Origin of the sequence: Dyella sp. OK004, from assembly GCF_900114495.1 — a bacterium.
In the GTDB taxonomy this organism is placed as follows: domain Bacteria; phylum Pseudomonadota; class Gammaproteobacteria; order Xanthomonadales; family Rhodanobacteraceae; genus Dyella_D.
In genome coordinates, this window is the sequence record NZ_FOZI01000005.1 from 386,474 (window position 1) to 398,359 (window position 11,886).

The 11,886-nt window shown below is 62.1% G+C and carries 10 protein-coding genes and 4 tRNA genes; 8 read left to right on the forward strand and 6 right to left on the reverse strand.

Annotated features, from left to right (window positions below; all coding sequences use genetic code 11):
* Positions 1-25: 25 nt before the first annotated feature.
* Together rnhA and dnaQ are read left to right on the forward strand one after the other, a co-directional pair.
* Positions 26-466 carry a ribonuclease HI gene (rnhA, locus tag BM338_RS19925; RefSeq protein ID WP_090454131.1) on the forward strand — a complete coding sequence of 147 codons (441 nt, stop codon included), beginning with the start codon at positions 26-28 and terminating at the stop codon, positions 464-466.
* Positions 466-1,185, forward strand: a complete 720-nt coding sequence (gene dnaQ / locus BM338_RS19930; protein ID WP_090454134.1) for a DNA polymerase III subunit epsilon — start codon at positions 466-468, stop codon at positions 1,183-1,185. Before rnhA ends, dnaQ begins: the two co-directional genes overlap by 1 nt.
* 16 nt (positions 1,186-1,201) lie before the next feature.
* Here dnaQ and BM338_RS19935 read toward each other — a convergent pair whose 3' ends face one another.
* A complete protein-coding gene (locus BM338_RS19935; protein WP_090454136.1) occupies positions 1,202-1,903 on the reverse strand; it encodes a PP2C family protein-serine/threonine phosphatase in 702 nt (233 codons plus the stop codon).
* Positions 1,904-2,014: 111 nt separating this feature from the next.
* On the opposite strand from BM338_RS19935, the gene BM338_RS19940 reads away from it, so the two are divergent.
* Positions 2,015-2,104, forward strand: a tRNA-Ser gene (locus tag BM338_RS19940).
* 220 nt (positions 2,105-2,324) lie between these two features.
* On the opposite strand, the gene lepB is transcribed toward BM338_RS19940, so the two are convergent.
* Complete coding sequence (lepB, locus tag BM338_RS19945; protein WP_090454138.1) at positions 2,325-2,993, reverse strand: signal peptidase I; 669 nt, start codon at positions 2,991-2,993, stop codon at positions 2,325-2,327.
* 149 nt (positions 2,994-3,142) lie between these two features.
* Positions 3,143-5,515, reverse strand: a complete 2,373-nt coding sequence (gene ppsA / locus BM338_RS19950; RefSeq protein ID WP_090454140.1) for a phosphoenolpyruvate synthase — start codon at positions 5,513-5,515, stop codon at positions 3,143-3,145.
* 229 nt (positions 5,516-5,744) lie between these two features.
* Here ppsA and BM338_RS19955 point away from each other — a divergent pair, with 229 nt between their 5' ends.
* Both BM338_RS19955 and BM338_RS19960 read left to right on the forward strand, forming a co-directional pair.
* The gene (locus tag BM338_RS19955; RefSeq protein ID WP_090454142.1) at positions 5,745-6,560 is read left to right on the forward strand and encodes a posphoenolpyruvate synthetase regulatory kinase/phosphorylase PpsR; all 816 of its coding nucleotides are present in this window, start codon (positions 5,745-5,747) and stop codon (positions 6,558-6,560) included.
* Positions 6,561-6,582: 22 nt separating this feature from the next.
* A complete protein-coding gene (locus BM338_RS19960) occupies positions 6,583-7,083 on the forward strand; it encodes a DUF1249 domain-containing protein (RefSeq protein WP_090454144.1) in 501 nt (166 codons plus the stop codon).
* Positions 7,084-7,165: 82 nt separating this feature from the next.
* Here BM338_RS19960 and BM338_RS19965 read toward each other — a convergent pair.
* The 3 genes from BM338_RS19965 to BM338_RS19975 form a co-directional block, all read right to left on the reverse strand.
* Positions 7,166-7,242: transfer RNA gene (locus BM338_RS19965), tRNA-Asp, on the reverse strand.
* A 102-nt stretch (positions 7,243-7,344) separates the two neighbouring features.
* A tRNA-Glu gene (locus BM338_RS19970) sits at positions 7,345-7,420 on the reverse strand.
* 9 nt (positions 7,421-7,429) lie between these two features.
* Positions 7,430-7,505 (reverse strand) — tRNA-Ala (locus BM338_RS19975).
* A gap of 303 nt (positions 7,506-7,808) precedes the next feature.
* On the opposite strand from BM338_RS19975, the gene BM338_RS19980 reads away from it, so the two are divergent.
* From BM338_RS19980 to BM338_RS19990, 3 genes are all read left to right on the forward strand, one after another.
* The gene (locus tag BM338_RS19980) at positions 7,809-9,578 is read left to right on the forward strand and encodes a cation:proton antiporter (RefSeq protein ID WP_090454223.1); all 1,770 of its coding nucleotides are present in this window, start codon (positions 7,809-7,811) and stop codon (positions 9,576-9,578) included.
* Positions 9,579-9,749: 171 nt separating this feature from the next.
* Positions 9,750-10,514: an FKBP-type peptidyl-prolyl cis-trans isomerase gene (locus BM338_RS19985; protein WP_090454146.1), complete on the forward strand. Its 765-nt coding sequence runs from the start codon at positions 9,750-9,752 to the stop codon at positions 10,512-10,514.
* Between the two features lie 137 nt (positions 10,515-10,651).
* Positions 10,652-11,886 (forward strand): UDP-glucose dehydrogenase family protein (locus BM338_RS19990; protein ID WP_090454148.1); only part of this gene is annotated, 1,235 nt, incomplete at its 3' end.

An 11,886-nucleotide genomic window follows, 5' to 3' on the forward strand; every position in this document is an offset into this window, starting at 1 on the left:
CTATCTAGAAAATCCGCAGGTAAAGATGACTGAAGTGGAAGCTTTTACCGATGGCGCATGCCTCGGCAATCCGGGGCCGGGCGGCTGGGCAGCCTTGCTGCGCTCCAAGGGCACCGAACGCATGGTGGCCGGTGGCGAACCAGACACCACCAACAACCGGATGGAATTGATGGCCGCCATCGCCGCGCTCGAGGCGCTCACGCGCGCCTGCAAGGTTACCCTCACCACCGATTCAAAGTACGTGATGCAGGGCATCGAGCAGTGGGTCCCCAAGTGGCGTGCCAATGGCTGGAAAACCGCTGACAAGAAGCCGGTGAAGAACCAGGATTTGTGGGAGCGCCTGTCCACCGCCACCGCCAAGCATCAGCTGCGCTGGCAATGGGTGCGTGGCCATAATGGCCATGCCGAGAACGAGCGCGTCGACGAAGCGGCGCGCGAACAGGCCGAGCAATACAGGAGCAAGTGATGAGGCAGATTGTCCTCGATACCGAAACCACCGGCCTGGAAGTGCGCCAGGGACATCGCCTGATCGAAATCGCCTGTGTCGAGATGATCGAGCGCAGGCCGAGCGGCAGGCACTATCAGACCTACCTCAATCCGGATCGCCTGATCGATGAAGGCGCAAAACAAGTCACCGGCATCGAGGATGAGTTCCTGCTCGACAAGCCACGTTTTGCCGACGTGGTTGACGAGTTTCTCGCCTTTATCGACGGCGCCGAGCTGATCATCCACAACGCGACGTTCGACGTGGGCTTCCTCGACGCCGAGCTTGCGCGGGCAGGCGAGCACTATGGTCGTATTGCCGATCGTTGCCCCGTGCTCGATACCCTGGTGATGGCGCGAGAGCGTTATCCCGGCCAGCGCAACAGCTTGGACGCGCTATGTAAGCGACTCGGTGTGGACAACTCTGCTCGCGACCTGCATGGCGGCCTGATCGACGCCCAGCTCCTGGCGGAAGTCTATCTGTCCATGACCTCGGGCCAGGTGGTGCTGGACCTGGGTTTTGAAAGCGCACCGGAGCAGGGCGTGAGCAAGGTGGTGATGCCGATCAGGCTGGATCGCCGCCCTCGCGTCTTGCGCGCGGATGCGGAGGAGTCAGCGGCACACGAACGTCGGCTGGACGCATTGGACAAAAGTGCCGGTGGCAGCAGCGTATGGCGCAAAGAAGAAACGACGGTGCACTGAGCACTGCGGGCTCGCGTCAATTAGCGCGAGCCAGGATCACCGTGATGTTGTCGCTGCCACCCGCATCGAGCGCGGCTAGCAGCAGGTGATCCACACACTCCTGGGCGGCCAGGTCACGGCGCTCTACGACGCGGGCGATGCCTGCGTCGCTCACTTCTTCGGTCAGCCCGTCACTGCACAACAAAAAGCACATGCCCGGTTCCAGGGTGCCGCGTGCCATGCCGATGTGTAGTTGATCCACAGCAGTGATACCCAGCGCCTGGGTGATCACATTGCGTTGCGGGTGACGGGCTGCTTGTGCGGGATCAAGGGTGCCGGCGGCTACCAGTTCCTGTACCAGCGAGTGGTCGTGGCTGATCTGGCGCAGTCCGTTCTGCCACAGATAGATACGGCTGTCGCCGACCCATGCCACTTCGTAGCTGTTCGCACCCAGCCGGAGTGCTGCGATAGTGGTGCCCATGGGCAAGGCGTCCCGCGAACCTTTGGCCTGTGCCATCAGTCGCTCGTCCGCTCCGCGCACTGCCTCCACCAGGCTATGTCCGCGCGTCACCAGGTCCGCCATGGCATCGCGGACCAGAGCCGAGGCCACCTCGCCATGCTGATGCCCACCCATGCCATCGGCGACCAGGAACAACCCCAGCCCCGCGTCGGCGTAATAGGTGTCTTCATTGCGCGTACGGCGCAGGCCAACGTGGGTACCGTGTCCGAATTCGATCATGGGCAGCCGGGAGAAACGTGTGCGCGCAGCATGCCCCATGTCCCGGGAGTTGTCACGACGAACCGTCATGCGTATGATTACCGGCTCGCGCGGACCACCGTGTGACCCTTTGGAGAGGTGGCAGAGTGGTCGAATGTACCTGACTCGAAATCAGGCGTACGTGTAAGCGTACCGTGGGTTCGAATCCCACCCTCTCCGCCAGATACGCAAAAGGCCCCGATCGGGGCCTTTTGCGTATCTGGCGGAGAGGGTGTTGGATCGAACCCACTAGGTTCGACAAATTCGCCGGGAGCGAATTTGGACAGCCGAAGGCTGGCCCCGTAGCGCTTCGCGCGGAGGGGTGAGGCCCATGGATGGGCCGAACAATCCCACCCTTCACGCAACACGCGCCTTTATAGAGCGAGGTGCGTGGCCTGTGCGCTCAATCCAGCTTCACCCAAAACCGCCCACCCCTGGGCAAATAGTGATCCCCCGGATCCAGCGACATCGCCACCCGCGTTGCCCGTCCAGTGATCTCGCTCCTCGGAAAGAACCCGAAGTAACGCGAATCCGCACTGTTATCCCGGTTATCACCCAGCAGCAAATACTCGCCAGTGGGCACCGTCACCGGCCCAAAATCGCGTGAGCCACCAGGGGACGAAGTGCGGATCAGATGACGCATCCCGTCGTAACTCTCAATCGCGTAACTGGCGGGCTCAACCGCATCATCGCGAATGCCGCTGACCAGGGCGTGGGAATAATGGGCAGGCTGCCCATCCACATAAAGGTGGTTGTCGCGCAGCGCCACTACATCGCCAGGCACTCCGATCACTCGCTTCACCAGTTTTTCGTCGGCGGCTTTCGAATCCAGCACGACAATATCGCCGCGTTTTGGATCAGCCAGATGCACCAACGAGAGGTGAGTCAATGGAAGGCGCAGGTCATAGGCCGTCTTGTCCACCACGATGCGATCGCCGATGCGGATGGTTGGTTGCATCGAGCCGGTAGGCACCACATTCCAGTCCGCCACCGCGCTGCGGAATACCAGCATGCAGAGCATGAAAGTGATGAAGCCCTTGTTCTTCGAGAGGAAGTTCTTGAGTGCATGCATCAGCGGCCGCCTATGTTCACGGCGAACACGAGAAATCGTGCCCGTTCCGTGGGCTAGAGACTGTGCCCTGCGAAGCGAGTTCCGCTATCCGGGCAAAGAAAAAGGGCGGTGTCGCCACCGCCCTTTGCCGTAAAACCCTGCTTAGAAGATCAGCCGGCTTTCTTCTTGGCCAGGCGAAGCCAGGTATCGACCACCGTGTCCGGGTTCAGCGACACCGACTCGATACCCTGTTCCATCAGCCACTCGGCCAGGTCCGGGTGGTCCGACGGACCCTGGCCGCAGATGCCCACGTACTTGCCTTTCTCGCGGGCCGTCTGGATGGCCATGGCCAGCAGCTTCTTCACTGCCGGGTCGCGTTCGTCGAACAGGTTGGCGACGATGCTGGAATCGCGATCGAGGCCGAGCGTGAGCTGGGTAAGGTCGTTGGAGCCGATGGAGAAGCCGTCAAAGATCTCCAGGAACTCGGCGGCAAGCAAGGCGTTGGAGGGGACCTCGCACATCATGATGATCTTCAGGTCGTGCTCGCCCTGCTTGAGGCCGTTCTTGCCCAGCACCTCGATGACCTTGCGGCCCTCGGTGAGGGTGCGCACGAACGGGATCATTACCCAGACGTTGTCCAGACCCATCACTTCGCGCACGCGCTTGACTGCGCGGCACTCAAGCGCAAAGCACTCGGCGAAACCGGCGTCGACGTAACGGCTGGCGCCGCGGTAGCCGATCATCGGGTTCTCTTCATGCGGCTCGTAGCGCGAACCGCCGAGCAGGTTCGCGTACTCGTTCGACTTGAAGTCGGACAGGCGCACGATCACCGGCTTGGGGAACACCGAGGCCGCGATGGTCGCAATGCCTTCGGCGAGACGGTCGACGTAGAAGCTCACCGGGTCGGCGTAGCCGGCGATGCGCTCGTCGATCTTGGCCTTGGTGGCGGCGTCCTGTTTGCCGTATTCGAGCAAAGCCTTGGGATGCACGCCGATATGGCTGGCGATGATCATCTCCAGGCGGGCCAGGCCGATGCCCGCATTCGGCAGCATGGCGAAATCGAAGGCCCGCTCCGGATTGGCCACGTTCATCATGATCTTCAGCGGTGCTTCGGGCATGTCGCCCAAGTCCGCGGTGACGCGCTCGAACTTCAGTACACCCTGATAGATGGTGCCGGTGTCGCCCTCGGCGCAGGACACCGTGACGTCGGTGCCGTCAGGAATCTTGTCCAGCGCATTGCCGGTGCCGACGACAGCCGGCACGCCCAGCTCGCGGGCGATGATCGCGGCGTGGCAAGTGCGGCCGCCACGGTTGGTGACGATGGCCGAAGCGCGCTTCATCACCGGCTCCCAGTCGGGGTCGGTCATGTCGGCAATCAGCACGTCGCCGGGCTGCACTTTGTTCATGTCAGCCAGCGAACGGATCACGCGCGCCTTGCCGGCGCCGATCTTCTGGCCGATAGCACGGCCCTCGGCCAGCACTGGGCCTTTCTCGCTGAGGTGGAAGCGCTCGAGCTGCGTGGCGTGCGCACGCGACTTCACCGTCTCGGGGCGGGCCTGCACGATGTAGAGCTTGCCGGTGTTGCCGTCCTTCGCCCACTCGATGTCCATCGGGCGACCATAGTGCTGCTCAATGATCAGCGACTGGCGGGCCAGCTCTTCTACATCCGCATCGGTGATGCAGAAGCGGTTGCGTAGTTCGGCCGGAGTGTCCTCGGTCTTCACGCGTTCGCCCGGAGCGCTGGAATAGATCATGCGCAGCTGCTTGGCGCCAAGGTTGCGGCGGAGCACCGCCGGCTTGCCCTGCCTGAGCGTGGGTTTGAATACGTAGAATTCATCGGGATTCACCGCGCCCTGTACGACCATCTCGCCCAGGCCATAAGAGCCGGTGACGAAGACCACATCGCGGAAGCCCGATTCGGTGTCAAGCGTGAACAGCACGCCGGAGGCACCGATATCCGAACGCACCATCAACTGCACGCCAGCGGAGAGAAACACGTCCTCGTGCTTAAAGCCCTGGTGCACGCGGTAGGCAATGGCGCGGTCGTTATACAGCGAAGCGAAAACTTCCTTCACCTTGTGCAGCACGTCCTCGATGCCGACCACATTGAGGAAGGTTTCCTGCTGGCCGGCGAAGGAGGCGTCCGGCAGGTCTTCGGCGGTGGCGGAAGAACGCACGGCCACGGCGATGTTCTCGGCGCCGGCGTCCTTGCAGAGCTTGGCATAGGCATCACGGATGGCTTTGTCCAGATCCGCCGGCAGCGGCGTCTCGGTGACCCATTCGCGGATCTCCTTGCCGGCCGTGACGAGGGCGTCCACATCGTCCACATCGAGACCGGCCAGTCGCGCCTGGATGCGCTTGGCCACGCCGCTCTTGTCCAGGTACTGCTGGAAGGCATCGGCGGTAGTGGCGAAGCCGCCGGGCACGGAGACCCCGAGCTTGGCCAGGTTGCCGATCATCTCGCCGAGCGACGCATTCTTGCCACCGACCTTGCCCAGGTCGGTCATGCGCAGCGAGTCGAGCCAAAGCACCAGATCGTTCAAAGGAGTCTCCTCAAGAGCTCTATGGGGTGATGCGGGGTGGAGCCGATCTGCAAAAAGCCGGCTACAAAGAACTGGTATTGTCCGCTGTCGATGGTGCGCGGCACAAGAAGACCATTAGCAGCGAATCGCGCGCCAATTGCCTACCAGTCAGGCTCGGGTCAAGCAAAGACAGGCCCTGGTGCATGCGCTAAGGTGGCGCCCGAGATTCTTCAGGGCATCTGGAACAGGTATGCGGCGAACCGTTTTTTACATCTCCGACTCCACTGGTATTACCGCGGAGACGATCGGCAACAGCATCCTTGCCCAGTTTGAGGGCGTGCAGTTCGAAAAGCATCGCTTGCCCTTTATCGATGACCCCCACAAGGCGGAGGCCGCGGCGCTGCGCATCAAGACCCGTTACGCGCAGAGCGGCGAGCGACCGATCGTGGTCAACACCATGGCCTCGAGGGACCTTTGCGAGATCGTGGCCGCCAGTGGCGCGCTGATGCTGGACGTGTTTGCGCCGTTTATTGGCCCGCTGGAAGATGAGCTTGGCGCGAAGCGCTCCGGGGCGGTGAATCGCTCGCATGGTCTGGTCGATTTCGACAAGTACGAGGCACGTATCAATGCGACCAACTACGCGTTGTCACATGACGATGGTATCGACGTGGACTATGCGCAGGCCGACCTGATCCTGGTGGGGGTGTCCCGCTCCGGCAAAACGCCCACCTGCCTGTACATGGCCTTGCATTACGGCGTCAGCGCCGCCAATTACCCGCTGACTGACGATGACCTCGACAAGCTGGAACTGCCGGTACGTTTGCGCCCCTATCGGGACCGCCTGTTTGGCCTCACCATCGATCCCCAGCGCCTGGCGCAGATCCGTGAGCAACGGCGCGCCGGCAGCCGTTACGCTACGTTGAAGCAATGCCGGTGGGAGCTGGAGCAGGCTGACAAGCTGATGCGCCGTGAGAGCATTCCCAGCCTCAACACCACGCACGTGTCGATAGAGGAAATCGCGAGCAAGATCTTCGACCGCTTCGGTATCGAGCGGACCATGTTCTGAAGCAGAGGAGTTTCCGTCACCCATGAGTGCCGTGCTGGACAGTCGCAACGCCTTGCTGCCGGGACGCTTCGAGTTCCTGATGGGTTTGTATGCGGAGAACTACCACCGGCTGGCGCGGCTGTTCGCGCCGCAGCAGCTGGCGCCGGGGTTTTATGTGTCCAGCGTGGACGACGGATTGGATGTGCGGCTGCAGGTGCAGGAACGCCATCCCTATACGCTGGAACTGGAACTGACCTACGACTTTGTGGATGTGCACACGGGGCAGCCCTCGCCATCCGCGCAGCTGCGGATGTACACCGACGCGCACGTGGCCGAAGCGTTGCACTGCCATCCGGGGCGGCATTTATGGCAGGTGCTGGGGCCATTCCCACCAGCTCACACGGTGCTGCAGCATCGCTTGCGCATGAACGGGTTCCTGTCGCGCTGGCTGGAATATCTGGCGGAGCAGGGGCATTCCATGGGCACGCTTGAACCGGCGTCGCAGCATGTTCCCGAGTCGCTGCCGCCGGGACATCCACTGTAGGTATCGGCAGAGAAGCGGCGCCGCGGTTTTGGCCGAATGACAAGCAACAAAAAACCCGCACTAGGCGGGCTTTCCGTATGAGTGGCGGAGCGGACGGGACTCGAACCCGCGACCTCCGGCGTGACAGGCCAGCATTCTAACCGACTGAACTACCGCTCCGCATTTTCAACAACTGGTAAAACAAGAGGCTAATGTTCCATCTCGACTATGGATCGCACCGCTTCGCCGTTTTTGTCGGCTGGCGCTGCGCCAGGGTTAAGATGGCGTCCCCACGGGGATTCGAACCCCGGTCGCCACCGTGAAAGGGTGATGTCCTAGGCCTCTAGACGATGGGGACTTTTAAATTTGGTGGAGCCAGGCGGGATCGAACCGCCGACCTCCTGCATGCCATGCAGGCGCTCTCCCAGCTGAGCTATGGCCCCACTGATATTGCTGTGGAGCCCGAAAGAATAAATACGGTTCGACTTTTCGTCAAGTATTCGCGAATGAAATTTTTCAAAAATGTTGCTTCCGTGGAGAGCTGGGCGCGGCATCGGGGAAGGGGCCGGGCTAAAGCGCTTCGGAGTCCGTTGCCCGGCATGTTTGAGTGGTTCGCGGCTGTCGGCGTTTGCGCGACAGTGTCGAGCCTCTGAGCGCAGCTGCAGGCTTGGCCCCCTCCGCGGCGTCGCCATAGGGCAATGCGCGCACCGCTGTTAGTCTTGCTGCGATTCGCAGCGGGACCCTTCATGCACGCACTGCAGTTCATCCAGGACCTTGCCACGGTCATGCTGGTCGCCGGCCTGACTACCGTGATTTTCCAGCGGCTGCGGCAGCCAGTTGTCCTTGGCTACATCATCGCCGGCGTACTGGTGGGGCCTTACACCTTCCCCGTGGTCTTCATCCACGATGAAAGCACCATACGCACCTTGTCCGAACTGGGCATGATTTTGTTGCTGTTCGCCCTCGGGCTCGAGTTCAGTCTTAAGAAGCTGCGTGAGGTGGGTGGAGCCGCGCTGGTGGCGGCGCTGTGCGAAATCGTGTTGATGGTGTGGATCGGCTATGAGATCGGCCGCTTCTTCAACTGGAGCACGATGGATTCGCTGTTCCTCGGCGCGATGCTGTCGATCTCTTCGACCACCATCATCCTCAAGGCGCTGGACGATCTGAACCTCAAGCGCGAGCGATTCGCGCAGCTGATGTTCGGCATCCTGATCATCGAGGACGTACTCGCCATTGTGCTGATGGCGCTGCTTACCGGCATCGCCAGCACCGGCGATCTGGAAGCCGGGCAAGCGGTTGAGGCCATTGGACGGCTCACCTTGTTCCTGGCGGTGTCGCTGGTGGTGGGGTTGCTGCTGGTGCCACGCGTGGTCGACTACATCGCGCGGGTTAGTCGCGACGATGTGCTGCTGGTGGCCGTGCTGGGACTCTGTTTCGGCTTTTGCCTGCTGGTCACTGAAATGGGTTACAGCATCGCGCTGGGCGCTTTCTTGATCGGCGCCATCGTGGGTGAGTCCGATAGCGTCGAACGGGTCGAGCGCGTCATTGTGCCGGTGCGCGACATGTTCAGCGCCATCTTTTTCGTGGCCATCGGTATGCTGATCGATCCGTCGCTGCTGGCGCAGTACGCCGTGCCGATTCTGGTGGTGACGGTGGTGGTAGTGCTCGGCAAGGTGATCACTTGCAGCTTTGGCACCTTCGTGGCCGGCAATGATGGACGCACGTCATTGCGGGTTGGCATGGGGTTGTCGCAGATCGGCGAGTTCTCATTCGTGATCGCCTCGCTGGGCCTGAGCCTGAAAGTGACCAGCGACTTCTTGTATCCCGTAGCAGTCGCGGTATCCGCGATCACGACTTTCCTTACTCCCTATCTGATCCGCAGCGCTGACCCTCTGGCTGGTGTTCTTGCGCGGCGCCTGCCCAGCGGCCTCACCGGCATGTTCACGGCCTATACCGACTGGATGGGCAACCTCAGCCTGAGCGGGCAGGGGGCGATGGTGATGAAAATGATCCGCCGGCTGGTCTGGCACGTGATCATCAATATGATGCTGGTGGTGGCGGTCTTCCTGATCATGGCTTATCTGTATCGCCGCGGTTTCTTCCATTGGCAGCTGTTCGCGGATCGGCCGCAGGTGTCGCGCACGTTGGCATGGTCCATCGCGGCACTGCTGTCGCTGCCGATGATCGTGGCGACTTACCGCAAGGCTGCGGCATTGGGCATGTTGCTGGCTGAGCTGAGCATCCCCGAGCGAGTAGGCGGCAGTCACAATGTGCGCATCCGCGCCGTACTGGCACGCATCATTCCCTTGGCCGCAATGTGGGTGCTGGGCCTGCTGGTGGCGGCCCTGGCCTCCACCATCCTGCCGCCGCGTGAGGTGGCACTGGTCTTGCTACTGGTTGGCTTGGTGTTGACATGGCTGTTGTGGCGGGTATTGGTGCAGGTTCACGCCCGATTGCAAGCTGCGTTGCGGGATACGCTGGAACGGGATGGGCGTCCTGGCGGGGGGCATTTTTAGATATTTCGCAAAATGCCACGACAGAATTTATGACCTGAACCTTTATTCGGAACCTGTGTCATAGCCCTGCTCGTTGCTAAGACCGGGAAGCCGCCGCACAATGCGGGGACTGCCTCCATCGGGGAGGCCCGTCCGGTGAGCACCGAGACATCCAACACGAGGGAGTTTCAAATGAAGCAATTTTCGCGTCCCACGCTGACGGCTGCCGCTTTGGCGGTTGCGCTGGGCCTCACTGCCGGTGTGCACGCTCAGGCTGCCAAGTCCGCCGCCCCGGCTGGTGCTGTCGACAAGACCAAGGCCAGCTACGTGGTGGGTTGGGACCTGGCCAGCCAGTTGCCCCCGCTCGTGCGCGAGGAAGTGGATCCGGCCACGGTAGGCCGTGCTGTCCAGTCCGCCCTGTCGGGCCAGAAGCCGACCATGAGCGAAGCCGAAGCTAAGCAGGTGCGTGACGCCTTCGTCGCCAACCTGCAGACCAAGGCCAAGGCCGAATACGAGAAGGTTGCCGCCAAGAACAAGGCCGATGGCGACGCCTTCATTGCCAAGAACAAGAGCGCCGCGGGCGTGAAGAGCACTGCGTCGGGTCTGCAGTACCAGGTGATCAGCCAGGGTACCGGTGCCCGTCCGGGTCCGAACGACACCGTGCAGGTGAACTACGTCGGCTCCTTCGTCAATGGCGAAGTGTTTGACGATTCGTCCAAGCACGAGGGCAACCCGGGTCCGGCATCGATTCCGCTGAGCGGTGTGATCCCGGGCTTCCGCGAAGGCCTGCAGCTGATGCAGGTGGGTGGCCACTACAAGCTGTTCATTCCGTCGAACATCGCCTATGGCGCGCAGCCGCAGAACGGCTTCCCGCCGAACTCGGCGATCATCTTCGACGTGACCCTGGTGAAGACTGGCCCGACCCCGGCCGGTGGCGACCAGGGCGGCGCGAAGTAAGCATCGGCCGTTTGCTGGAAATAACAACGGGGCGCGAAGCGATTCGCGCCCCGTTGCTTTTGGGGGCCCTGCGGCGCAGGCGTCATGGGTGGGCCTGCTAGAATTGCCGGACTCTGTTCCCCGGAATTCCCGCGACAATGAAAGTCACCCTATTTGGCACCGGCTATGTGGGTCTGGTGACCGGTGCCTGTCTGGCCGAGATGGGCAATCACGTGGTCTGCGTCGATATCGATGCAGTCAAGGTGGAGCGCCTGAAGCGGGGCGAGATGCCGATCTACGAGCCGGGCCTGGAGCCGATCGTCAAGCGCAATTACGCCAGCGGACAGCTGGATTTCACCACCGATGCCGCGCCCGCCATCGCGCATGGCCAGGTCCTCTTCATCGCCGTGGGCACGCCGCCGGACGAGGACGGCAGCGCCGATCTGAAGTACGTCCTGGGTGTCGCCCGCACCATCGGCCAGCATCTGGACCGGTATGCGGTGGTGGTGAACAAGTCGACCGTGCCGGTGGGGACCGCCGATCGGGTGCGCGAGGCGATTGCCGCTGAGCTCGCGACGCGCAGCGCGAACATTGAATTCGATGTGGTATCGAACCCCGAGTTCCTGAAGGAAGGCGACGCGGTGGAAGACTGCCTGCGTCCCGATCGTATCGTGATCGGCAGTTCCAGCGCGCGCGCGGTGAACGTGCTGCGTAAGCTGTATGCCCCCTTCAATCGCAATCACGACCGTACTGTCGTGATGGATGAGCGCTCCGCCGAGCTGACCAAGTACGCCGCCAACGCGATGCTGGCGACCAAGATCAGCTTCATGAACGAGATCGCCAATATCGCCGAGCGCGTGGGCGCCGATGTGGAGCTGGTGCGCCAGGGGATCGGCTCCGATCCGCGTATCGGCTATCACTTTATTTATCCGGGCGCCGGCTATGGCGGTTCGTGTTTTCCCAAGGACGTGCAGGCACTGGAGCGCACCGCGCGCGGCGTGGGGTATGAAGCCCGTCTGCTTGGGGCGGTCGAGGCCGTCAATCACGACCAGAAGACCAAGCTGTTCGAGCTGATCTCGCGCCATTTTGACGGGCAGCTCCAGGGCAAAACGGTGGCGCTGTGGGGTCTGGCGTTCAAGCCCAATACCGACGATATGCGTGAGGCGTCCAGTCGACGTTTGATGGAGGCCTTGTGGGAAGCGGGCGCTACGGTGCGTGCCTACGATCCGGAGGCGAGAGAAGAGACTCACCGCCTCTATGGCGACCGTGCGGACCTCACGCTTTGCGAGGGCGCGTATCAAGCGTTGGACGGCGCGGATGTGCTGGCGATCGTCACCGAATGGAAGGCGTTCCGTAGTCCGGACTTCGCGCGCATTCGCAGCGCACTAGCCAG